Below are 21,826 nucleotides of genomic sequence, written 5' to 3'. Positions count from 1 at the left end.
GGCCGAGGCCGAACCAGGTGGGCAGCACGGTCAGGTACCCGCTGTCCGGCGAGACCCGCAGCAGGTTGAGCAGGGCGACGGCGCCCAGCGCCAGGCCCGCGATCATCAGCGGCCGGGGCCCGAACCTCCCGGTGAGCCGCCCGGTCACGGGGGCCATCAGCGACAGCGGGAGGAAGCCGGGCAGCAGGCGCACGGCGGCGGCAGGCGGCGGGTAGCCGAGCACCCCCTGCAGGTAGAGCGTGAGCACGAGGATCATGCCCAGCCCGACGAAGTTCATCGCCCCGGCCACCAGGTTCGCGCCGGTGAACTGCCGCGAGCGCACCAGCGCGGGCGGCAGCATCGGGTCCGCGGCCCGGCGCTCGGCGAGCACGAAGGCCGCCGCCGAAACCACCGCCAGCGCCGCGGCCACCACCGCGCCCTGGATCACCGCGAACACCAGCGCGGCCAGTGCGACCGCCCCGGTCACCGCGCCCGCGAAGTCGGGGCGGCGGCCGGGCTCCCGCGATTCGGGCACGACGCGCAGCGTGGCCGCGATCGCCACCGCGACCAGCGGCACGTTGAGCCAGAACAGCACGCGCCAGCTCCAGGCGGCCACCAGCAGCCCGCCCAGCACGGGCCCGCCGGCCAGTGCCAGCGCCGAAACACCCGCCCAGACGCCCAGCGCCCGCGCCTGCTCGCGCCGCTGCGGGTAGGCGCGGGTGATCACGGCCAGGGTGCCGGGCAGCAGCAGCGCGGCCCCGAGCCCCTGCAGGAGGCGGAAGGAGACGAGCACCGGACCGGACGGGGCCAGCGCACAGCCCGCGGACGCGGCACCGAACACCGCGAACCCGCCGACCACGACCCGCCGGTGCCCCACGACGTCCCCGAGCGCGCCGCCGGAGAGCAGGAACGCGGCGAGCACGACCGCGTAGCCCGCCACGATCCACTGCAGGGTCGGCAGGTCCGCGCCGAGACGGGCACCGATGGTCGGCAGGGCCACGTTCACGACGGTGACGTCGAGCTGGACCAGGAACATGCCCGCGCACATGGTGAGCAGGAGCGCGGTGCGAGTGGTGGTGCTCTGGCGGATCATGCCCCCAGCACATCGCGGGAAAACTTCCAGCGGGGCGGAAGTGTCGCTGGGGCATCCTGGAGGCATGACGGGTGGAGACGCCGATATCGCCGCCACGGCCGCACTGTTCGCCGATCCGGCCCGGGCGCGGGTGCTGGCCGCCCTGGCGGACGGCCGGTCGCTGGCCGCCTCGGTGCTGGCGGGGGAAGCCGGGCTGTCCGCGCAGGGCACGAGCGCGCATCTGGCGAAACTGCGGGAAGCGGGACTGGTCACCGTCGAGCGGTCCGGCAGGCACCGGTTCTACCGCCTGGCCGGACCGGAGGTCGCCGAGGTGATGGAGACGCTCGCGCGGTTCGCCCCGCCGCAGCCGGTGCGCTCGCTCAAGGCGGGCACGCGCGCCCAGGCGCTTCGCTTCGCCCGCACCTGCTACGACCATCTGGCGGGACGGCTGGGTGTCGCGGTCACCTCGGCACTGCTGGAGGCCGGGGCGCTCGCGGCCACCGACGGTGTCCGGTCCACCCGGCGGCGGGAGGGCGATCGTCTTTCCGCCCCGCTCACGACGCATCCCTACACACTGGGTCCCGAGGCGCAGCCGGTGTTCGGGTCGCTCGGCGTGGACGTCGACGCGGTGCGACGGCGGAAACGGCCCCTGCTGCGGTTCTGCCTCGACTGGTCCGAGCAACGCCACCACCTCGCCGGAGGCCTCGGGGCGGAACTCGCGGTGGCGATGGAGCGGCTGGGCTGGATCGAGCGGCGCGCGCCCGGGCACCGGGCGGTGCGCCTGACGGATCGGGGCATCATCGAACTGGACGCCCGCTTCGGTGTCACGCTCGCCGCGTGACCCTCCCGTTCGTCAGGAGGCGGGCTCGGCGCGGTGAGCGGCGACGAGCCGGGCGTCGGGGGTGCAGCGGGCGCACGGGGTGAAGCCCAGTTCCCGTGCTTCCTTGACCACCAAGGGGATCGTGGTGCGGCCTTCGAGCCAGGCACAGTCGGGGAAGTGGTACCGCGGGTACTCGTCGACCACGACCACCTCGGTCTCCAACCGGGCCACCACCTGCACGTCCTCCGGTGCCGTCGGCTCCTCACCGGGCTCCTCGGCCGTCTCGCCGGGCTCGGCGGCATCGCCGCCCCCGGCCTCGGCACCCTCGCCGCCGGGCGCGCTCGCCTCGGTGACTTCGGTGGCCTCACCGGGCTCGCCGCTCCCGGTGGCCCCGGTAACCTCGGTGACCTCGGCGGCCTGAGTGACCTCGGTGTCGTCGGTGGCATCACTGCCCTCCGCACCGAGCCTCAGCGTCCGGGTGGGAGCGGAGGCGTCCGTCCCCACCGCGTCCCCGTCGGCCTCCTCGGTCTCCGGCCGCCGACGGCGGCGGCGCCGGCGCAGGTAGTCCATCACCAGGAACAGCCCTGCCAGCACCGACAGCCCGATGGACACCCAGGCCCACAGCGCGTTCGCGGTGATCAGTGCCGCGATCAGCAACCCCAGCGCGGCCAGGACCAGGATAAGCACGATGTAGAGCACGGTGCATTACAGCACGGGCAGGCCCTCGGGCGGTCCCGACCCTCCGCGCGGAGCGCCGGAACCGCTACCCGGCGCGACCAGCAGGCCGCGCCTGGGCGGGGATCAGCCCGCCTCGGCGCGCGGCCCGAAGGAGTAGCCCTGTCCGCCGCCCGAGCCGGAGCCCGAACCGCCGGAGGTCGCCGACGCCGGGGCCGCGGAGCCGCGGTCGTCGAGTTCCCGCAGCTGGGATTCGAGGAAGCCCCGCAGCCGCGTGCGGTACTCCCGCTCGATCGTCCGCAGCTCCTCGATCTTCTTGCCCAGCGTGGTCTTCTCGCCGTTGAGGTTGTTCATGGTCTCGGTGTACTTGCGCTGCGCCTCGCGCTCCATCGAGGTCGCCTTGTCGCGCGCCTGACGCTCCAGGGTCTCGGCCCTGGTCCTCGCGTCGTTGAGCATCGTTTCGGCACGCGTGCGCGCCTCGTTCACCATCGAATCCGACTTGGCCCGCGCGTCGGAGAGCAGTTGCTCCGACTTGGCGCGCGCCTCGGCCAGCATGCCGTCGGACTCGGTCTTGGCCTCGGCGGTGAGCCGGTCGGCCATCTCCTGGGCCAGGCCCAGCACCTTGGCGGCCTGCACGTTGGGCTCGCCCGCGTCCATCGCGTGGGCCTGGGTCTGCTCCACGGGCGACGGCGGCGGCACCGGGGCCAGGCGCCGCGGGGCCTCCTCACGCACCGCGCCGGCGCGAGCGGCTTCGAGATCGCCCCGGGTGCTCTCCAGTTCGGCGTCGAGCTGCTCGACCTGCTGGCGCAGCTCGTTGTTGTCCTCGATCAGCCGGGCCAGCTCGGTCTCCACCAGGTCGAGGAATGCATCCACCTCGTCCTCGTTGTAGCCCCGCTTGCCGATGGGTGGCTTGCTGAACGCGACGTTATGCACGTCAGCGGGGGTCAACGACATCAGATCACCTCACGCACTCCATGGCCTGCTCCGACTTCCCGGATTCCCCGATCATCCGGGATACGTCAGTTGCATCAGGAAGGACACAACCAACAGCAGCACCATAATCGATAAGTCCAGTCCGGCGCCGCCAATCCGAACCATCGGAATGATCCGCCGGACTAGCCGGACCGGTGGGTCGGTCACTGTGTAGATGGTCTCGAGCGTCACCGCAACCCCGCCGGCGGGCCGCCATTCACGCGCGAAGAAACGGACGAGTTCGACCACGACACGCGCTGTGAGCAGCAGCCAGAAGACGAATAGCACGTAGTAGACGGCCAGCCGGAAGACATCCACGACACCCACTCTGCCACACGCTCGGCGTGACCCGGACATCCCTCGGGTCCGGTGTGTCCGGATGCCGTAATCCAACTGTGATATATCCAACTGTCTCACCCGAATGGAGTAGTCGCCCACGCTGAGTCAGGGAGCGATTACACTCGACCGGGTACTGAGGGCGTTCGAACGTCACGTTCAGTGACGAAGGAAGAGGCCGCCCTCCGCGATCCGGCGACGGTCCTCGGCGGTCACTTCGATATCCGGCGGCGACAGCAGGAAGACCTTGTTGGTCACCTTGTCCATCGAACCCCGCAGGGCGAAGGCCAGCCCGGCCGAGAAATCCACCAGCCGCTTGGCGTCGGCGTTGTCCATCTCGGTCAGGTTGATGATCACCGGCACGCCCTCGCGGTAGGCCTCCCCGATGGCCCGCGCGTCGAGGAAGCTGGTGGGGTGCAGGGTGGTGATCCGGCTCAACGGGTCTCGCTGCGCCGCACGCGCCGCCTCCGGTACCGGGCGCAGGCGCGCGACGGGTTCGGGCTGCCGGTCCACGGCCAGCGCCCCGTGCACCGTGGGCTCGCGGGACGGCCGTGAGCGGACCGCCTCGTCTTCGTATTCGGCAGCGCGGTAGCGTCGCCTTGAGCGCGCCGGCGGATCTTCCTCGTCATAACCTTCGTAGCCGTCCTCGGCGTACTCCCGCCGGTAGTCACCGGCCCCCTCATAGCCGTCGTAGGATTCGTAGCCGTCCCCGTCGGCCGGGATCATGCCGAAGTATGCCTTCAGCTTCTGCAGCGCACTCATGCCTCTCCCTGCCGCTCCCTCACCCTGCTCACCCGGCCATAATGGAGCCCCTCCGGGTGATCTCGCTAGGGCGAGGCTAAACCGCGCCCGCCGAGCAGCGCGGTTCCGACACGCACACAGGTCGCCCCCCGGGCGATCGCCTGCTCCAGATCACCGCTCATACCAGCGGAAACCTCCGTCGCACCGGGATGATCGCGCCGCAGCCGCACGGCGACTTCAGCCAGGCGGGCGAAGGCCTCGGCCGGATCGGCGCCCAGCGGCGCGACGGCCATCACGCCCCGCAGGTCCAGACCCCCGGCCCCGGCGATGTACCCGGCGAGGGCGTCCAGTTCGGACAACGGGCAGCCGCCGCGGGCGGGATCGGCGTCGAGACTGGCCTGGATCAACACGGCCAGCGGCGGCGTCCCCTGCGCCCGTACTGCCTTGGCGAGCGCGTCGGCGAGCCGGATCGAGTCCACCGACTGCACCTCGTGGGCCCACCGCACCACCGACCGCGCCTTGTTCCGCTGCAACCGGCCGACCATATGCCACCGGACCCGGGCCTCCGGCCGCAGCTCCGCGACCTCTTCGGCCTTCGGGCCTGCCTCCTGATCCCGGTTCTCCGCGAAATCGGTCAGCCCCAGATCGGTGAGCAGCGCGACGTCGGAGGCCGGGAACGTCTTCGTCACCGCGAGCAGACGCACCTCGTCCCGGCGGCGCCCGGCGGCGGCACACGCCCGCTCGATCCGGGCCTCGACCGCGGCCAGCGCCTCCGCCAGTTCCGCCTTCCGATCCTCGCCACCCACGCGAGCGGCGGCTTCGCCATGATCGCTCACGCGGCCTCCAGTGTCCTGCGGGACACCCGCACCCGGTCGGCCCGCACGAGCGGCGGCTTCGCCATGATCGCTCACGCGGCCTCCAGTGTCCTGCCGGACACCCGCACCCGGTCGGCCCGCACGAGCGGCGGCTTCGCCATGATCGCTCACGCGGCCTCCAGTCTCCTGCCGGACACCCGCACCCGGTCGGCCCGCACGAGCGGCGGCTTCGCCATGATCGCTCATGCGGCCTCCGCCTCCGTCCAGGTGACCGCCGCGATCCGGCCGGTGGTGCCTTCCCGCCGGTAGCTGAACAGGCTGGGCTCCTCGGCGGTGCACCGCGGGTCCACCCCGATCCTGCCCACGCCCGCCTCGGCGAGCTGCCGCCACAACCCGGCGCGCAGGTCCAGACCGGGGGTGCCCCGGCGGGTCCGGCTCGCACTGCCCGGCAGGTGCTTCTCCACGTCCGCGGCCATCTCGGCCGGGACCTCATAGCATTCGCCGCAGATGGACGGCCCCAGCAGCGCCTCGATGCGACCGGGTTCGGCACCCAGTTCGGTCATCGCCTTCAGCGTCGCCGGAAGGATGCCGATCCGCGCCCCGACCCGGCCCGCGTGGGCCGCCGCGACGACCCCGGCCTCCGGATCGCCCAGCAGCACCGGCACGCAGTCCGCCACCAGCACCGCCACGGCCACCCCGGGGGTCGCCGTGACGAGCGCGTCGGTGGCCTCGGCCGGGCCCCGCTCGGTGCCGTCCACGACGGTCACCGTGCGCCCGTGCACCTGCTCCATCCACGCGATCCGGTCCAGCCCCAGCTCCCCGGCGAGCCGTTTCCGGTTCGCCGCCACGGCCCGGGGATCGTCCCCGACGTGATCACCAAGGTTGAACGACGCGAACTTCCCCGCCGACACCCCGCCGTCGCGGGTCGTCACCACTCGCCTGACACGCACCCCTTCACCTTCCCACGCCGCCCCGCGGCCGGTGGCGCGGGTCAGCGGCGCATGAAGGGCGGGACGTCCACCTCGTCATCGGTGGGGTCGTCGGTGACCGGGACGGCACGGCCGGGCAGGGCGCCCGGCGTGGTGCGGGAGCCCGGGTAGCTGCGGCTGCCCGCGCCCGGCTGCGGCAGGGACGGCGTCTGCGGTGCCGGGTAGCTCGGGGCCGGGCTGCGCGGCGGGGTCACCGGCGCGAACGCGTTCGAGGCGGGCGGGGGCGGCGTCGACGGCGTGGGCGCGGTGCGCACCTGGCCCGCCTCGGCGGAGGCCGTGGTGGACCGGGAACCCACCGTCGGCGGCTCCAGCTTCTTGTGGGTGGGGGCGCCCGCGTCGAACCCGGCGGCGATCACGGTCACCCGCACCTCGTCGCCGAGCGAGTCGTCGATGATCGTCCCGAAGATGATGTTGGCGTCCGGGTGGGCCGACTCCTGCACCAGCGAGGCGGCCTCGTTGATCTCGAACAGGCCGAGGTCCGAGCCGCCCGCGATGGACAGCAGCGCGCCGTGCGCGCCCTCCATCGAGGCCTCGAGCAGTGGGGAGTTGATCGCCTTCTCCGCGGCCTGCACGGCCCGGCCCTCACCGCGGGCCGAACCGATGCCCATCAGCGCGCTGCCCGCCCCCGACATCACGCTCTTCACGTCGGCGAAGTCGAGGTTGATCAGACCCGGGGTGGTGATCAGGTCGGTGATGCCCTGCACACCGGAGAGCAGCACCTCGTCGGCGGAGCGGAAGGCGTCCATCAGGCTCACCCCGATGTCGCCGAGCTGCAGCAGCCGATCGTTGGGGATGACGATCAGCGTGTCGCACTCGTTGCGCAGCGCCTGGATGCCGTCCTCGGCCTGCTTGCCCCGGCGCTTGCCCTCGAAGGTGAACGGCCGGGTGACCACGCCGATGGTCAGCGCACCGAGCTTGCGGGCGATCGACGCCACCACGGGCGCCCCGCCGGTGCCGGTGCCGCCGCCCTCGCCCGCGGTCACGAAGACCATGTCGGCGCCCTTGAGCACCTCCTCGATCTCCTCGCGGTGGTCCTCGGCCGCCTTGTGCCCCACCTCGGGATTGGCCCCGGCGCCGAGACCGCGGGTCAGCTCGCGGCCGATGTCGAGCTTGACATCGGCGTCGGACATCAACAGTGCCTGCGCGTCGGTGTTCACCGCGATGAACTCGACACCCTTGAGGCCGACCTCGATCATGCGGTTCACGGCGTTCACGCCGCCACCGCCGATGCCGACGACCTTGATCACCGCGAGGTAGTTGTGCGGGGGCGTCATCGGGTCCGCCTTCCTGATCGTAAGTACTCGTACCGCTCGCCAGAAACCGACACGGCCGACACGGGGCACCAGCCAAAACTCTCAACCTAAACTCAAGGCTTAGAGTTATGTCAACTTCCAGCTTGGTGCAGGACGGTAGGGATCAGGCACGCCGGAATCCAGCAGCCACGCCGCGTGTCGCCGAGCCCGGTGCAAAATCACCGGGCGGCACAGCGGAACACACGGCGGAACCGGCCCGTGCGGCGGTCCTGGCGGTCACCACTTTCCCGCGAAGATCACTCTCCGGTCAAGCCATCGGTCATTTCCCGCAACAGATCCAGGTGCCCGGCGTGCCGCGCGGTCTCCTCGATCAGGTGGATCAGCACCCAGCGGAGGTTGATCGTGCCGCCGCGGAAGGGGACCTCGTCCTCCAGCGCGAGCTTCGCGGTGATCTCCCGGCTCCGCTCGCACTGCCGCTCGTACCCGTCCAGCAGCTCGCTCATCGGCGTGCGCAGGGCGAGGCGGAACTCGGCGTCGGGGTCTTCCTCCAGCGCCTCCTTCCAGGAATTGGGCTGCCCGTCGAGCACCACGCCGAACCAGTACTCCTCGACGAGGGTGAGATGCTGCAGGAGACCGGCGACCGTGGTGAGCTCGCTCGGCACCAGGCTGCGGCGCGCCTGCTCGTCGGACAGGCCCCCGCACTTCCACGTGACCGTGCCACGCTGGTAGTCGAGGAAGGCGGTCAGCTGCTCCCGCTGCCCGCCCGAGAACGCGGGCTCAACCCGCTTGGGTGCGTCGGTCATGGCTCGGAGTCTGCCATCGTGGTACGACAGCCGGTCCGATTTCCCGCCAGGAGGAGCCATGACGATCCGCACCGCGACGACCCGCTGGACGGGCGATCTGCGCAGCGGCACCGGCCACGTCACGTTCGTCTCGTCGGGTGCCGGCGAGTTCGACGTGACCTTCCCGTCGCGCACCGAAAGCCCCGACGGGAAGACCAGTCCCGAAGAGCTGATCGCCGCCGCGCACTCGTCGTGCCTGGCGATGAACCTCTCCGGGGTGCTGGCCAAGGAAAACCTGGTGGCCGAGGCGATCGACGCCCGGGCGGAGGTCACCCTCGGCCCGGCCGCCGGTGGCGGCCTGGAGATCAGTGGCATCGCGATCACCCTCCGCGCCACCGTCGACGGGGTCGACGCGGACACCTTCGCCGAACTGGCCAAGACCGCCGAACGCACCTGCCCCGTCAGCAAGGCCCTCGCCGGAACCACCATCACCCTCGACGCCGCCTTGGCCTGAACGCCGCGGTTCGGCTGAGCGGGGGTCAGGAGATGGTGGGGAGTTCGGGGCTGGCCACGTCGTAGGTCTTGCCTTCGCGGGTGAGCAGGACGGCGAGCACCTTCGCCTTGCGGTCGGGGTTCTCCGCGCTCCCCCAGCGCACCACCTTCCCGTTGGCGAGGGTGAACTCCACACCCCCCGGCGTCTTCGCGCGCACCGTGGCGACCTGGGGCTTCAGCTCCGGCGGCAAGGACCGCAGCACGGCGGTCACCGAGCGCGTCACCGGATCGTCCGGCGCGACGCGGGCCAGGCTCAGCTCGGGCAGCTTGTCCGGCCGGTTCTTGACCGTCTTGTAGTCCAGTCCGGTCCCGTCCACCAGGTGCATCCCGTCGGCGGCGGTGAAGAAGGCGACCGGATCGCGTTCGGTGACGGTGATCAGGACCGTGGACGGCCACGACCGGCTCACGTCCACCGAGGCCACACCGGGCAGCTGGGCGACCCGCCCGGCGATCTCCCCGGTGTTCAGCAGCAGCATCGGGGCCCGGTCCGGCACTTCGGCGGCGGCCCTGATCTGGTCCACGGGAACGGCGGCCGCCCCGCTCACCTCGACCGTGCGAACCCCGAGCAGCGAGGTGAAGCACACCACGTACGCGAGGGCGAGCACGGTGACCACGCTCAGCAGCGCCACCCACCGGCGCCGCAGCGCACGCCGACGCAACGCGGCCCTGGTCTTCCGGCGAGCAGGCTGGGGAGGGCGCCCCCGGTCGGGCCGCCCGGTGCCCCGCCGCGTGGCCGGTCCGCGCCGCTGCCCGCGCTCCCGCGTGACCATCAGGCCACCGCCCTCACCGGAGGGTGTCCTCGCCGGAGCGCCGGTCGAGCTCGGCGAGGATCTCGGGGCCGAGCTGGGTGACGTCACCCGCGCCCATGGTGACCACCAGGTCGCCGGGTTTGACCAGGTCCGCCACCAGCGGCACCACCCGGTCGAACGCGGGCTCGTAGTGCACCCCGGCACCGGCGACGCGGTCGGCGATCAGCGCGCCGGTCACCCCCGGCTCCGGTTCCTCCCGCGCCCCGTAGACGTCGAGCACGACCACTTCGTCGGCCAGCCCGAGGGCACGGGCGAACTCGGCGGCGAAGGTCCTGGTGCGCGAGTACAGGTGCGGCTGGAACACCACGAGCACGCGGCCGCTGCCCGCGGCCTGGCGCACCGCCCGCAGCTGGGCGGCCACCTCGGTCGGGTGGTGGGCGTAGTCGTCGTACACCCGCACGTCGCCGGAGCGGCCCTTGAACTCGAAGCGGCGGCGCACCCCGCCGAAGGCCGCCAGGCCCTCGACGAGCCCGTCGACCGGTGCGCCGAGTTCGGCTCCGGCCAGCAGCGCGGCCACTGCGTTGAGCGCCATGTGCTCGCCGGGCACCGCGACCCGCACGTCCAGCTCCTGGCCGAGCAGCGCAATCCGCACCAGCCCGCCGGTCTCGGCAGGCCGGTAGTCCAGCACGCGCGCGTCCCGCTCGCCGGTCACCGAGCGGCCGTAGCGGACCACGCGCGTGCCCGCTGCCTCCGCCTCGGCGCCCAGCGCGTCCGCCGCGGGGTCGTCGCCGCACACGATCAGCAGGCCGCCCGGCCGGATCCGCCGTGCGAACGCGGAGAACACCGCCGCGTAGGCCTCGGGAGTGCCGTGGTGGTCGAGGTGATCCGGCTCGACGTTGGTCACTACCGCCACCGACGGCGAGTAGGTGAGGAACGAGCCGTCGCTCTCGTCGGCCTCGGCGACGAAGATGCCGCCCTCGCCGTGGTGGGCGTTGGCGCCGGATTCGTTGAGATCCCCGCCGATGGCGAACGACGGGTCCAGCCTGCAGTGCTGGAGCGCGACGGTGAGCATCGACGTGGTGGAGGTCTTGCCGTGGGTCCCGGCGATGCAGGCCACCCGGTGCCCCTCCATCAGCAGCGCCAGCGCCTGCGCCCGGTGCAGCACCGGGATCCCGCGTTCGCGTGCCGCCGCCAGTTCGGGGTTGCTGTCCTTGATCGCGGTGGAGACCACCACCGCGGACGGGTCACCGAGGTTCTCCGCCCGCTGCCCGATCTCGATGCGCGCGCCCCGCGCGCGCAGGGAGAGGAAGGCCCGGGAATCCTTGGCGTCGGAGCCCGAAATCCGCGCGCCGCGGGCGAGCAGGATCCGCGCGATCCCGCTCATGCCCGCCCCGCCGATGCCGATCAGGTGGGCCCGGCCCAGCTGTTCCGGAACGTTCATTTCGCCGCCTCCAGCACGATCCTGGCCAGTACCTCGTCGGCTTCGCGGTGGCCGAGACCGACCTGCGCGGCGCTCATCTTCGCGATCCGGTCCGGATCGGTGACCAGGGGGATGACCAGCTCGGCCACCTTCGCCGCGGTGAGGTCCGCGTCGTCGATCAGCAGGGCCGCGCCCGCATCCACCGCGGGCCGGGCGTTGACCGCCTGCTCGCCGTTCCCGTGCGGGAGCGGGACGAACACCGCGGGCAGGCCCACCGCCGACACCTCCGCCGCGGTCATCGCGCCCGACCGGCACAGCACCAGGTCGGCCGCCGCGTAGGCGAGGTCCATCCGCTCCAGGTAGGGCACCGGGACGTACGGCGGCCGGCCCGGGAACTCCTGCACGACCAGGGTGTTCTTGGGGCCGTGGGCGTGCAGCACGCCCACCCCGGCGTCGGCGAAGTCCTTCGCCGCGCCCGAAACGGCGGTGTTGATCGAGCGCGCGCCCTGGGAGCCGCCGAACACCAGCAGCGTCGGCGCGTCCGGGTCCAGCCCGAAGTGCTTCCGTGCCTCGGCCCTCAGTGCGGCGCGGTCCAGCGAGGTGATCGACCGCCGCAGCGGGATCCCGACGACCTCCGCGTTCGGCAGCGGTGTCCCGGGCACCGCGACCGCGACCCGGCTGGCGAACCGGGCGCCGACCCGGTTGGCCAGCCCCGGGGACTGGTTGGCCTCGTGCACCACGATCGGCACCCGCCCGCGCGCGGCCAGATACGCCGGAAGGGAAACGTAACCGCCGAAGCCGACGACCACGTCGGCCCCGACCCGGTCGAGCACCTCCCGCGTCCGCTTCACCGCGTCCCGCACCTTCAACGGCAGCCGCAGCAGCTCCGTGGTGGGTTTGCGCGGCAGCGGCACCGGCGGGATCAGTTCCAGCGCGTACCCGCGCGTCGGCACCAGCTCGTTCTCCAGCCCGCGCGCCGTGCCCAGCGCGATGACCGTGGCGTCGGGCCGTAGCCGCTTCACCGCGTCGGCCAGCGCCATCGCGGGTTCGATATGTCCGGCGGTGCCGCCCCCCGCCACCACGACGGTGGGGGCTCGTCCGGTTACGGCCTGGCTCACGTGGTCCCTCTCCGTGTCGAACGTCTACCGTAGTCCGGCGCCGCGCGGCGGCGCTCCGCCGGCTGGGCGGAGCGGGTGCCCCGTGCGGACGGCCGTGCCCGCTTCGGCGTCGCCACGCGCCCGCCGGAACGCCGCCTCGTGGGCGGCCGGTACACCTCGGGCGCGGGAAGCCGCAGCAGACGACCGAATTTACCCGGTCCCTGTGAGCGCAGCGCCGCGACGGACTCCGGCTCGTGCCGGGCCGCGTTGGCCAGCAGCCCCATCAGGAACATGGTGACCCAGATCGAGGTGCCACCCGCCGAGATCAGCGGCAGCGTGACCCCGGTGACCGGCAGCAGCCCGACCACGTAGCCGATGTTGATGCCCGCCTGGGACACCGTGAACACGGTGAGCGTGCCGGCCACGATCCGGATCCAGGGATCCAGATTACGGGTGGCGATGCGCAGGCCCACGATGGCCAGGCCGATGAACAGCCCGATCACCACGATGCAGCCGATGAAGCCCAGTTCCTCGCCGATCACGGCGAAGATGAAGTCGTTCTGCACGTTGGGCAGATAGGCCCATTTGGACGGTCCCTGGCCCAGGCCCTTTCCGAACAGGCCCCCGTCGGCCAGCGCGTACTTCGCCTGCGTGGCCTGGTAGGCCGCGCCGCTGGTGTCGGAGCCGGGCGAGAGGAACGACAGCACGCGCGACTGCCGGTACCCGGCGGTCAGCGCCAGCGTCACCGCCCCGGCCACCCCGCCCGCGAACAGCACCGCGAACAGCCGTTTCGGCGCGCCGGCGAACCACAGCAGCGAGGCCAGCACCACGCCGAGGGTGATCGTTCCGGACAGGTTCGGCTGCGCCATCACCAGCGCGAAGATCACCAGCGCGACCGGCACCACGGGGACCAGCAGATGCCGCCACTGGTGCAGCATCGCGTACTTGGTGACCAGGACATGGGCGCCCCACAGCGCGAGCGCGACCTTGGTGAACTCGACGGGCTGCACGGAGAAGCCGCCCACCACGAACCAGCGCTGCGCCCCGCCGCCCGACGAGCCGAGCGGGGTGAGCACCAGTGCCAGCATGAGCAGGCAGACCAGCACCGCGGTCGAGGACAGCGCCCGGGTGCGCCGCAGGGGCATCCGCAGGCCGATCCAGAACACCACCGCCCCGGTGACCACGAACACCAGGTGCTTTTTGAACAGCGAGTACACACCGGAGCCGGTGGCCGGGTCGACCGAGGCGACCGACGAGGCCGAGAGCACCATCACCACGCCGATCGAGGTGAGCAGGCCGGTCAGCGCCAGCACCAGGTGGAAGTCCGCCAGCGGGCGGGACAGCCACGCGGTCAGCGCGGAGTAGACCCCGGCGGCACGGCTGTCCTGCCGCTTGCGCCGGGGCCTGCGTTGGCTCGTTCCGGTCTTGTCCTCAACCGCGGTCACTCGCGTGGTCTCCCTGCCCGGTCACCGGCGCCGCCCGGCGCGCTGCCTGCCTGCGGTGAGGCTCAGGCGCTCAGGCACCGGCCTGCCCCTCCGCTTCGGAGAGCGCTCTCACCGCTTCGGCGAAGGCGTCACCGCGGTGGGCGTAGTCCCGGAACATGTCCAGCGAAGCCGCGGCCGGAGCCAGCAGCACGACGTCGCCCGGGCGCGCGAGTTGCCGCGCCGCCTCCACCGCCGCTCTCATGGGCTCATCGTCACCCGAAGCGACGCGCCGCACGGGGACATTCGGCGCGTGTCGCGCGAGAGCGCCCGCGAACACCTCGGCGTCCACGCCCAGCAGTACCGCACCGCGCAGGCGGGGCCCCACCACGGCGACCAGGTCGTCCACCGACGCGCCCTTGAGCTGTCCCCCGGCCACCCACACCACGTCCGGATGGGCAAGCAGGGAACCGGCCGCGGCGTGCGGGTTGGTGGCCTTGGAATCGTCGATGTAGCGCACCCCGCCTGCCTCGCCCACCTCGACCGCGCGGTGCGCGCCGGGCCGGAAGGCGCGCAGCCCGTCACCGACCGCGGCGGTGGGCACGCCGTAGGCGCGGGCCAGCGCGGCGGCGGCCAGCGCGTTGGCGAGGTTGTGCGGGCCCGCCGGGCGGACCTCGGGCGCGGAGCACAGCTCCTCGGCGTGCCGGGCCGGGTCCTCGACGAAGGCCCGGTCGATCAGCAGGTCCTCGACCAGGCCGAGTTCGCCCTGGTGCGGGGTGTCCAGGCGGAAGCCGATGCGGCGGGCGCCGCGGGGCGCGTGGTCCTCGGCGAGCTTCACCGACCACGGGTCGTCGGCGTTGTGCACCACGGTCGCGGCGTGGGCGTGGATCCTGCCCTTGTCGGCGGCGTAGGCCTCGAGGCTGCCGTGCCAGTCCAGGTGGTCCTCGGCGACGTTGAGCACCACCGACGCGTGCGGCGCGAGGGTGCTCGACCAGTGCAGCTGGAAGCTGGACAGCTCCACGGCCAAGCAGTCGTACCCGGCCTGCACCGCGTCGAGCACGGGGAAACCGACGTTGCCGCAGGCGATGGCGTGCACGCCGGCGGCGCGCAGGATCGACTCCAGCATCCCGACCGTGGTGGTCTTACCGTTGGTCCCGGTCACCGCGAGCCAGGTGGGCGGATGCTCCCGCGTCCGCCCGACCCGCCAGGCCAGTTCGACGTCGCCGATCACCTCGATACCCGCGCGCGCGGCGGCGGTCAGCAGCGGCGAGGAGGGCCGCCAGCCGGGGCTGGTGACCACCAGGCCGGTGCCCTCCGGCGGCTCGGCCAGCCCGGGCACGAGGGCGGCGCCCAGCCCCTCCAGCTCGGCGAGCCGGGCGGCGTCGCCGTCGGTGACGGTGACGTGCGCGCCCAGCCCGAGCAGCGCGGGCACCGCCGAGCGGCCGGTGACCCCGGCCCCGGCCACCAGGACGTTCGTTCCGGCGAACACCGGCTAGCCTCCCGCGCCCAGTTGCTCGCTGTAGAACAGCCCGAGGCCGAACATGCAGCAGATGGCGGCCAGCAGCCAGAACCGGATGATCACCGTGGTTTCCGCCCACCCGGCCAGTTCGAAGTGATGGTGGAAGGGGGCCATCCGGAACAGCCGCCGCCGCGTGGTCCGGAACACCGCGATCTGCAGCACGACCGAGATCATCTCGACCATGAACAGGCCGCCGATGACGATGGCCAGCAGTTCGGTGCGGGTGGTGATGGACAGGCCGGCGACCAGCCCGCCCAGCGCGAGCGAGCCGGTGTCCCCCATGAAGATCTTGGCGGGCGCGGCGTTCCACCACAGGAACCCGCAGCAGGCGCCGGTGGCGGCCGCGGCCACCACGGCCAGGTCCAGCGGGTCGCGCACGTCATAGCAGGCGGGCTGCGGGCTGACCACGCAGGCCAGGCGCGCCTGCCAGAAGGAGATCACCACGTAGGTGGCCAGCACCATGGCGGAGGTGCCGCCCGCCAGGCCGTCGAGGCCGTCGGTGAAGTTCACCGCGTTCGACCAGCCGGAGATCACGATGTAGCAGAACACCACGAACAGCACGGACGGGAAGGTGATCAGCGCGATGTCGCGGACGTAGGAGAGGTTGCGCGAGGCGGGGGTGAGCCCGGTCCGGTCGGCGAACTGCAGCGCCAGCACGCCGAAGGCGACCGCCACCACCAGCTGGCCGACGAGCTTCGCGGTCTTGTTCAGGCCGAGGTTGCGCTGCTTGCGGATCTTGATGAAGTCGTCGAGGAAACCGACCACGCCCAGGCCCACGGCCAGGAACAGCACCAGCAGCCCGGACGCCGAGGGCGCGTCCCTGCCGGAGGCGAGCCAGTTCACCAGGTGTGCGGTGAAATAGCCGACCATCATCGCGACGATGATCGCCACCCCGCCCATGGTCGGAGTGCCGCGCTTGGACTTGTGGCCCTGCGGGCCTTCCTCGCGGATCTCCTGACCGAAACCCTGCCGGGAGAAGACCCGGATCAGGTACGGCGTGAGCAGAATGGAGACCAGGAGACCAATCGCCGCCGCGATCAGAATGCTGATCACGCAACACCATCCTTACCGTTCGAAGTGCCCGAGGAGTCCCGGCCGGAGGCGCGGTCCTCGATCAGGGCGTCGGCCACCCGCCACAGCCCGGCGACCTTGGAAGCCTTGACCAGCACGACGTCACCGGGGCTCAGCTCGGCACGGAGGAGCGCGATGGCGCCCTCGGTGTCGGGCACCAGAACCGACTCCTCACCCCAGGAGCCCTCGTGACTGGCTCCCTGGTGCATCGCGGCGGCCTGGTCACCGACCACCACGAGCCTGCTGATGTTGAGCCGGACCGCGAGCCGGCCGATCTCGTCGTGCGCCCTCACGCTATCGGCACCCAGTTCGCCCATCACACCGAGGACCGCCCAAGATCGACGGCCCTGGCTCATCGAGGCGAGTGTCTTGAGCGCGGCCCGCACCGATTCGGGGTTGGCGTTGTAGGAGTCGTTGAGCACGGTCACCCCGTCGGGCAGGGTGGTGACCTCCATCCGCCGCGCCGAACGGCGTTCCACAGTGGACAGGCGTGCGGCCACTTCGGACACCGTGGAGCCGAGCTCGAACGCGACCGCGGCGGCCGCGAGCGCGTTGCCGACGTGGTGCTCGCCGTGCAGCGGAAGAGTCACCTGCGCCTGTCCCTCGGCGGTCACCAGGCGGAAGGAAGCGCGCGCGTTCTCGTCGAGGGTGATGTCCTCGGCCCGGACGTCGGCGCCGGGATGCTCACCGACCCGCACCACCCTGGCGCGGGTGCGGGACGCCATCGCCGCGACGAGCGGATCGTCCGCGTTGAGCACGGCGAGCCCGTCCTCCGGAAGCGCTTCGACGAGCTCGCCCTTGGTCTGCGCGATGCCCTCCCGGGAACCGAACTCCCCCACGTGGGCGCTGCCGACGTTGAGCACCACGCCGATCCGGGGCGGGGCGATCGCGGCCAGCTCCGCGATGTGGCCGGGCCCGCGCGCGGACATCTCGAGCACGAGGTGCCGGGTGGTCTCGTCGGCCCGCAGCGCGGTCCACGGATGGCCCAGCTCGTTGTTGAACGAACCGGGCGGCGCCACCGTCGGCCCGAGCGGTTCGAGCAGCTGCGCGATCAGGTCCTTGGTCGAGGTCTTGCCCGACGATCCGGTCACCCCGACCACGGTGAGCCCGTGCGAGGCCAGTTCGGTCACCACGTGGCGGGCAAGTTTCCCCAGCGCGGCCAGCACCGCCGCGCCGGTGCCGTCACGGTCCCCGGCCAGCGCGACCGATCGCTCGTGCGCCTGTCCGGGCGGCAGCGGTGGCGCGAGCACCGCGGGCGCGTCGACCGGCCTGCCCGCCAGCACCCCGGCCGCCCCCGCCTGGACCGCCCGCGCGGCGAAGTCGTGCCCGTCGGCCTTCTCCCCGGGCAGCGCCACGAACAGGCCGCCGGGGGTGAGCTCACGCGAGTCGAATTCCACGCTGCCGGTGACCACCGGGCTGCCGTCGGTGCGGTGCAGCCGCCCGCCGACGATCCCGGCGATGTCCGCCAGACTGAGCGAGATCAAGTGCCTACTCCTGTTGTCCTTCGAGCCGGCGCCGGATGGCGGCGGCCAGCTCGTCACGGTCGGAGAAGGGATGCACCACACCGGCGACCTCCTGGCCGGTTTCGTGTCCCTTCCCCGCGATCAGCACCACATCCCCCGGCCCGGCGAACCCGACCGCTCTCACGATCGCCGCGCGCCGGTCCCCGATTTCGAGCACCCGTCCCCCGGTACCCGCCGAGCGCGCCCCGGCCAGCATCGCGGCGCGGATCGCCGCCGGATCCTCCGACCGGGGGTTGTCGTCGGTGACGATCAGCACGTCGCTGCGCCGCGCCGCGGCCTCGCCCATCAGCGGGCGCTTGCCGCTGTCGCGGTCGCCGCCGCAGCCCAGCACGGTGATGATCCGTCCCTCGGTGCGGGCCCGCAGCGCGTCCAGTGCCTCGGCGACGGCCGCGGGCTTGTGCGCATAGTCCACCACAGCGGCGAAGTCCTGGCCGAGGTAGACCCGTTCCATCCGCCCGGGGACCTCCACCGCGGCCAGTCCCGCGACGATGTCGTCCATGCCGACCCCGGCGGCGTCCAGCATCGCGGCCGCCAGCAGGGCGTTGGCGACGTTGAAGGTGCCCGGCAGGGGCAGCGTCGCGCGGGCGGAACGCCCGCGCGGGCCGTGCAGGGTGAACGCCTGCTCCCCGGTCGGGGCGCTCGACAGCTCGCTCACCGTCCAGGTGGCCTCGGCCCCGGGCTCGGTGGACACGGTGATCGTGTGCGGGGTGACCAGCGCCTGTCCCCAGGCGCTGTCCACCACCACGACCTCGGTGGTGGAGCGGCCGTCGAACAGCAGGGACTTCGCGGCGAAGTACTCCTCCATGTCCCGGTGGAAGTCCAGGTGGTCCTGCGAGAGGTTGGTGAACGCGCCGACGGCGAAGCGGGTGCCGTTGACCCGGCCCAGCGCGAGCGCGTGGCTCGACACCTCCATCGGCACGTGGGTCACGCCCTGTTCCGCCATCACCGCGAGCAGCGCCTGCAGGTCCGGGGCTTCGGGTGTGGTGAAGGCGCTGGCCAGCCGCTCCCCCGCGATCCGGGTCTCCACGGTGCCGATCAGGCCGGTGGTGTGGCCCGCGGCGCGCAGCCCGGACTCCACCAGGTAGGAGGTGGTGGTCTTGCCGGAGGTCCCGGTCACGCCGAGCACCGCCAGCCGCAGCGAGGGCTCGCCGTAGATCCACGCGGCGACCGAGCCGAGCACGGCGCGCGGATCGGGGTGCACCAGGACCGGGACGGCGGCGTCGCGCACCGCGGGCCGCTCGGCGCCTTCGGCGTCGGTGAGCACGGCGGCCGCGCCGGCGGCGAGCGCTTCGGCGGCGAAGTCCGCACCGTGCACCCGCGCCCCGGGCAGCGCGGCGAACAGGTCGCCCGGCAGGACGTGCTGGGCGCGCAGCGTGGCGCCGGTGACGGCGACTTCGGCGCTCTCGGCGGCCTCCCCGGTCTCGGCGGGCAGGATCAGCCGGGCATCGGCGCGGGCGGCCAGGGTGGTGAGCCCGACCGGCTCGATCCGCGCGGGGCGTGGAGGCGCGATCGCGGCCTTGACCGGGTTTTCCGGGACCGGCCGCGGCGCCGTCGTGCTGCCGTGGTTGTTCCCGTGGTTGTTGACCGACACGCCCGGAAGGTTACCGACGGCACGGCAGGCCGCGGCGAGCCGGTGCGCCTTGTGCACCGATCACCACCGGTGGGAAGGACACCCATACCGCACCCCGCCGCACCTCGCACTTCTGCCGCCGGGCCCCGGGTTTGACCAGTCCCGATCCGCCGCGCCGTGCCCGCCCGGTGGCGACGGGAGAGGCCGCGCGCACGGGCCGGGCCGGGCGCGGTGAGCAGGTGCGGCACCCTGGGGTCGTGACCGAGGCTACGGTTCGATCACGCGGATCGGCTGTCGCGAGGGGAAGAGGACCGGCTCTGCATGAACACCCAGGACGTGGCGGCTCAGGTGGGTGACGACAGTGTCTGGTCCCACCTCGAAGGGGGCAGGGTCCTGCTGGATCCCGGCGCGCCCCCGGTGCTTGGGCAAGCCGCCTCCCTGCTGGACCGGAGGTGAACCGGCCGGATCAGCTGTCGGCGACGAGGCGGATGTACGGGCTCGGCGCGGGCGACAGCGGGATCTGGTAGCGCTGGGTGAGGTAGGACGCGATGTCGTGGAACAGCGGTGCCGCGGAGTGGCCCACCGGCAGCGTGGTGTCCGGCGCGTCGAGCCGGATCCCGATGACGAACCGCGGGTTGTCGGCGGGCAGGATCCCGGCGAAGGTGATGTTGTACAGCGTGTCGCTGTAGGCCTTCGTCACCGGGTTGACCTGCTGGCCGGTGCCGGTCTTGCCGGAGATCTGGTAGCCCTCCAGCCCGGCGGTGGGCGCGGTGCCGCTGTTGCCGCCCTTGCCGCTCTGCGTGACCGCGCGCAGCATGTCCCGCACCGTCTTCGCCGTCTCCGGGCTGGCCACCCGCTCCGTGGCGGGCGCGGGCTCGGGGATCACCGTGCCGTCCGGTTTGACCTCCTGCTTGACGATGCGCGGCGGCACGCGCAGTCCGTCGTTGGCGATCGCCTGGTACATCCCGGCCATCTGCACCACCGTCATGGACAGGCCCTGTCCGATCGGGAGGTTGCCGAAGGTGCTGCCGGTCCAGCCGGACTTCGGCGGCACGGAGCCGCGGCTCTCGCCGGGCAGCCCCATCCCGGTTTCCTGGCCGATGCCGAACCGCTTGAGGTAGTCCAGGTACTTGTCCGGACCCACCTTCTGGGCGAGCAGCAGCGTGCCCACGTTCGACGACTTCGCGAAGATCCCGGCGGTGGTGTAGTCGACGGTGCCGTGCACCCAGGCGTCGTGCACCGTCGCGTCGGCCACCTTGAGCGAGCCCGGCACCTCGTTCGTCGCGTCGGGTGTGGTGAGCCCGAGGTCGATGGCCGCGGTCGCGGTGACGACCTTGTTCACCGAGCCCGGTTCGTAGGGCGTGGTCACCGCCTGGTCGTTCATCAGCTCGGGGGTGTAGGTGCCCTTGTCGTTCGGGTTGAACGTCCGGTCGTCGGCCAGCGCGTAGATCTCCCCGGTCCTGGCGTCCATGACCACCGCGCTGCCGCCCTTGGCGTGCGAACGGGCGACGTAGTCGGCGAGCTGGCGCTGCACCATGTACTGCACGTCCGAGTCGAGGGTCAGCACCAGGTCGTTGCCCGGGACGGCGGGCTGCACGTCCCGTTCGGTGCCCGGGATGATCGTGTTGCTGCCCTGCGCGGTGTCGGCGACCCGCTGGCCGGCCTGCCCGGCGAGGTCGTCGTCACGGGTCATCTCGAGCCCGGCGATGCCGTGCAGGTTGTGCTTGGAGACGTCCTGGTCCTCGGTGCGCCAGTTCGCCAGGCCGACCACGTTGGAGGCCAGGTCGTCGCCCGGGTACTCGCGGGCGGCCTGCTTCTCGGTCGCGATCTCGGGGAACTCCTTGCGGATCTCGTCGGCCACCGACGGTTCCACGTCCTTCGCCAGGTAGGTGAAGGCCCGGTCGCTGTTGAAGGCGTCGAGCAGGTCCTTCTCGGTGACCTTTCCGGCGAGCTTTCCCGCGATGAACCTGGCGGCGGCGGCCGCCCTGGTCGCGAAGTTCTGCCCCTGCCCGGGGTTGCGCTGGGCGTACTCCTCCCAGGTGCGGCGCATCTGCCTCGGGTTGACCGAGAGGGCCCGGGTTTCCACGCTGAAGGCCAGTTCCACCCCGTTGCGGTCCAGAATGGACCCGCGTTGCGCGGGGACGGTGATGGTGGTGGTGCGCTGGCTTTCCGCCTTGGCCGACAGCTCGTCGGCCTGGATTCCCTGGACGAGCACGAGCCGGAGCCCGGCGATGACCAGCACCGCGACCAGCACCACCCGCACCGCCACGTAGCGGCCCTTGCCCGTGGCCACGCTCGGCCTTCCCGCCACCTTCCGCACCCGTGCGCGGTAGGCGCGGCGCCGTGCCTCACGGCCCGTCATCGCTGCCCTCCGGTCTGCGGCGGCACGACCGCCGGCTGCTGCGCGTCGCCCTGCGCCGCGTCCCCTTCGATGGGCGCGGCGTTGGTCGTGGGCGACGGGGTCTGGGTC

At 72.4% G+C, this 21,826-nt stretch carries 22 protein-coding genes; 4 read left to right on the top strand and 18 right to left on the bottom strand.

The genetic code is table 11. From position 1 onward, the window contains the following. Positions 1 to 1,072 (bottom strand): MFS transporter (locus tag FNH05_RS09535; RefSeq protein WP_222426561.1); only part of this gene is annotated, 1,072 nt, incomplete at its 3' end. A gap of 64 nt (positions 1,073 to 1,136) precedes the next feature. Here FNH05_RS09535 and FNH05_RS09530 point away from each other — a divergent pair. Next, complete coding sequence (locus FNH05_RS09530; protein ID WP_144586972.1) at positions 1,137 to 1,892, top strand: ArsR/SmtB family transcription factor; 756 nt, start codon at positions 1,137 to 1,139, stop codon at positions 1,890 to 1,892. A 12-nt stretch (positions 1,893 to 1,904) separates the two neighbouring features. Here FNH05_RS09530 and FNH05_RS09525 read toward each other — a convergent pair whose 3' ends face one another. From FNH05_RS09525 to FNH05_RS09505, 5 genes are all read right to left on the bottom strand, one after another. Next, the gene (locus FNH05_RS09525) at positions 1,905 to 2,570 is read right to left on the bottom strand and encodes a hypothetical protein (protein WP_144586971.1); all 666 of its coding nucleotides are present in this window, start codon (positions 2,568 to 2,570) and stop codon (positions 1,905 to 1,907) included. Between the two features lie 102 nt (positions 2,571 to 2,672). Next, positions 2,673 to 3,500: a DivIVA-like cell division protein Wag31 gene (gene wag31, locus FNH05_RS09520; protein ID WP_144586970.1), complete on the bottom strand. Its 828-nt coding sequence runs from the start codon at positions 3,498 to 3,500 to the stop codon at positions 2,673 to 2,675. A gap of 51 nt (positions 3,501 to 3,551) precedes the next feature. Beyond that, on the bottom strand, positions 3,552 to 3,875 hold the full coding sequence (locus FNH05_RS09515) for a YggT family protein (RefSeq protein WP_144586974.1): 324 nt from the start codon (positions 3,873 to 3,875) through the stop codon (positions 3,552 to 3,554). 138 nt (positions 3,876 to 4,013) lie between these two features. Next, positions 4,014 to 4,616 (bottom strand): cell division protein SepF, encoded by a 603-nt coding sequence (locus FNH05_RS09510; protein WP_144586969.1) that lies wholly within the window; start codon positions 4,614 to 4,616, stop codon positions 4,014 to 4,016. A 65-nt stretch (positions 4,617 to 4,681) separates the two neighbouring features. After that, a complete protein-coding gene (locus FNH05_RS09505; RefSeq protein WP_425458429.1) occupies positions 4,682 to 5,431 on the bottom strand; it encodes a YggS family pyridoxal phosphate-dependent enzyme in 750 nt (249 codons plus the stop codon). Between FNH05_RS09505 and FNH05_RS39155 the strand changes: the two genes are divergently transcribed. After that, on the top strand, positions 5,420 to 5,719 hold the full coding sequence (locus tag FNH05_RS39155) for a hypothetical protein (RefSeq protein ID WP_246127630.1): 300 nt from the start codon (positions 5,420 to 5,422) through the stop codon (positions 5,717 to 5,719). The genes FNH05_RS09505 and FNH05_RS39155 overlap by 12 nt on opposite strands. Here FNH05_RS39155 and pgeF read toward each other — a convergent pair. The 3 genes from pgeF to FNH05_RS09490 all read right to left on the bottom strand — a co-directional run bounded on the left by pgeF (position 5,653) and on the right by FNH05_RS09490 (position 8,455). Further along, complete coding sequence (gene pgeF, locus FNH05_RS09500) at positions 5,653 to 6,360, bottom strand: peptidoglycan editing factor PgeF (protein WP_144586967.1); 708 nt, start codon at positions 6,358 to 6,360, stop codon at positions 5,653 to 5,655. The two genes, FNH05_RS39155 and pgeF, sit on opposite strands and share 67 nt — an antisense overlap. Before the next feature lie 41 nt (positions 6,361 to 6,401). After that, on the bottom strand, positions 6,402 to 7,673 hold the full coding sequence (gene ftsZ, locus FNH05_RS09495; protein WP_144586966.1) for a cell division protein FtsZ: 1,272 nt from the start codon (positions 7,671 to 7,673) through the stop codon (positions 6,402 to 6,404). Positions 7,674 to 7,948: 275 nt separating this feature from the next. After that, a complete protein-coding gene (locus FNH05_RS09490; RefSeq protein ID WP_144586965.1) occupies positions 7,949 to 8,455 on the bottom strand; it encodes a DinB family protein in 507 nt (168 codons plus the stop codon). Between the two features lie 58 nt (positions 8,456 to 8,513). Between FNH05_RS09490 and FNH05_RS09485 the strand changes: the two genes are divergently transcribed. Beyond that, positions 8,514 to 8,948 (top strand): OsmC family peroxiredoxin, encoded by a 435-nt coding sequence (locus tag FNH05_RS09485; RefSeq protein WP_144586964.1) that lies wholly within the window; start codon positions 8,514 to 8,516, stop codon positions 8,946 to 8,948. A gap of 25 nt (positions 8,949 to 8,973) precedes the next feature. Here FNH05_RS09485 and FNH05_RS09480 read toward each other — a convergent pair whose 3' ends face one another. From FNH05_RS09480 to FNH05_RS09445, 8 genes are all read right to left on the bottom strand, one after another. Then, complete coding sequence (locus FNH05_RS09480; protein ID WP_144586963.1) at positions 8,974 to 9,756, bottom strand: cell division protein FtsQ/DivIB; 783 nt, start codon at positions 9,754 to 9,756, stop codon at positions 8,974 to 8,976. 13 nt (positions 9,757 to 9,769) lie between these two features. Then, entirely contained in the window at positions 9,770 to 11,176 is a 1,407-nt protein-coding gene (murC, locus tag FNH05_RS09475) for a UDP-N-acetylmuramate--L-alanine ligase (protein WP_144586962.1), read from the bottom strand. After that, positions 11,173 to 12,195, bottom strand: coding sequence for a UDP-N-acetylglucosamine--N-acetylmuramyl-(pentapeptide) pyrophosphoryl-undecaprenol N-acetylglucosamine transferase (locus FNH05_RS09470; protein ID WP_246127631.1), 1,023 nt, complete (start codon positions 12,193 to 12,195; stop codon positions 11,173 to 11,175). Before FNH05_RS09470 ends, murC begins: the two co-directional genes overlap by 4 nt. Before the next feature lie 74 nt (positions 12,196 to 12,269). Then, positions 12,270 to 13,697, bottom strand: coding sequence for a putative lipid II flippase FtsW (gene ftsW / locus FNH05_RS09465; RefSeq protein ID WP_144586960.1), 1,428 nt, complete (start codon positions 13,695 to 13,697; stop codon positions 12,270 to 12,272). Between the two features lie 70 nt (positions 13,698 to 13,767). Then, complete coding sequence (murD, locus tag FNH05_RS09460) at positions 13,768 to 15,162, bottom strand: UDP-N-acetylmuramoyl-L-alanine--D-glutamate ligase (RefSeq protein ID WP_144586959.1); 1,395 nt, start codon at positions 15,160 to 15,162, stop codon at positions 13,768 to 13,770. 3 nt (positions 15,163 to 15,165) lie between these two features. Beyond that, entirely contained in the window at positions 15,166 to 16,245 is a 1,080-nt protein-coding gene (gene mraY / locus FNH05_RS09455) for a phospho-N-acetylmuramoyl-pentapeptide-transferase (protein WP_144586958.1), read from the bottom strand. After that, the gene (locus FNH05_RS09450; protein WP_144586957.1) at positions 16,242 to 17,747 is read right to left on the bottom strand and encodes a UDP-N-acetylmuramoyl-tripeptide--D-alanyl-D-alanine ligase; all 1,506 of its coding nucleotides are present in this window, start codon (positions 17,745 to 17,747) and stop codon (positions 16,242 to 16,244) included. The genes mraY and FNH05_RS09450 overlap by 4 nt, the downstream gene beginning before the upstream one ends. Positions 17,748 to 17,751: 4 nt before the next feature. Then, positions 17,752 to 19,296: a UDP-N-acetylmuramoyl-L-alanyl-D-glutamate--2,6-diaminopimelate ligase gene (locus FNH05_RS09445; RefSeq protein ID WP_186382467.1), complete on the bottom strand. Its 1,545-nt coding sequence runs from the start codon at positions 19,294 to 19,296 to the stop codon at positions 17,752 to 17,754. Between the two features lie 381 nt (positions 19,297 to 19,677). On the opposite strand from FNH05_RS09445, the gene FNH05_RS39730 reads away from it, so the two are divergent. Then, on the top strand, positions 19,678 to 19,812 hold the full coding sequence (locus FNH05_RS39730) for a hypothetical protein (protein ID WP_281287604.1): 135 nt from the start codon (positions 19,678 to 19,680) through the stop codon (positions 19,810 to 19,812). A gap of 10 nt (positions 19,813 to 19,822) precedes the next feature. On the opposite strand, the gene FNH05_RS09440 is transcribed toward FNH05_RS39730, so the two are convergent. Then, positions 19,823 to 21,718: a peptidoglycan D,D-transpeptidase FtsI family protein gene (locus FNH05_RS09440; protein WP_144586955.1), complete on the bottom strand. Its 1,896-nt coding sequence runs from the start codon at positions 21,716 to 21,718 to the stop codon at positions 19,823 to 19,825. Positions 21,719 to 21,826: the final 108 nt, after the last annotated feature.

The sequence above is a fragment of the Amycolatopsis rhizosphaerae genome (genome assembly GCF_007713715.1).
GTDB classification, from domain to species: Bacteria; Actinomycetota; Actinomycetes; order Mycobacteriales; family Pseudonocardiaceae; genus Amycolatopsis_E; species Amycolatopsis_E rhizosphaerae.
Note: the sequence above shows the minus strand (reverse complement) of the source record. Positions and strands in the feature narration are given on the sequence as shown.

Coding starts and splice junctions, on each gene's coding strand:
- FNH05_RS09510 (WP_144586969.1), bottom strand. CDS start 4,616: ATGAGTGCGCTGCAGAAGCTGAAGGCATACTTCGGCATGATCCCGGCC.
- FNH05_RS09485 (WP_144586964.1), top strand. CDS start 8,514: ATGACGATCCGCACCGCGACGACCCGCTGGACGGGCGATCTGCGCAGC.
- FNH05_RS09530 (WP_144586972.1), top strand. CDS start 1,137: ATGACGGGTGGAGACGCCGATATCGCCGCCACGGCCGCACTGTTCGCC.
- FNH05_RS39730 (WP_281287604.1), top strand. CDS start 19,678: ATGAACACCCAGGACGTGGCGGCTCAGGTGGGTGACGACAGTGTCTGG.
- FNH05_RS39155 (WP_246127630.1), top strand. CDS start 5,420: ATGATCGCTCACGCGGCCTCCAGTGTCCTGCGGGACACCCGCACCCGG.
- wag31 (WP_144586970.1), bottom strand. CDS start 3,500: ATGTCGTTGACCCCCGCTGACGTGCATAACGTCGCGTTCAGCAAGCCA.
- FNH05_RS09440 (WP_144586955.1), bottom strand. CDS start 21,718: ATGACGGGCCGTGAGGCACGGCGCCGCGCCTACCGCGCACGGGTGCGG.
- FNH05_RS09470 (WP_246127631.1), bottom strand. CDS start 12,195: ATGGCGCTGGCCGACGCGGTGAAGCGGCTACGGCCCGACGCCACGGTC.
- murC (WP_144586962.1), bottom strand. CDS start 11,176: ATGAACGTTCCGGAACAGCTGGGCCGGGCCCACCTGATCGGCATCGGC.
- FNH05_RS09480 (WP_144586963.1), bottom strand. CDS start 9,756: ATGGTCACGCGGGAGCGCGGGCAGCGGCGCGGACCGGCCACGCGGCGG.
- FNH05_RS09515 (WP_144586974.1), bottom strand. CDS start 3,875: ATGTCCGGGTCACGCCGAGCGTGTGGCAGAGTGGGTGTCGTGGATGTC.
- ftsZ (WP_144586966.1), bottom strand. CDS start 7,673: ATGACGCCCCCGCACAACTACCTCGCGGTGATCAAGGTCGTCGGCATC.
- FNH05_RS09490 (WP_144586965.1), bottom strand. CDS start 8,455: ATGACCGACGCACCCAAGCGGGTTGAGCCCGCGTTCTCGGGCGGGCAG.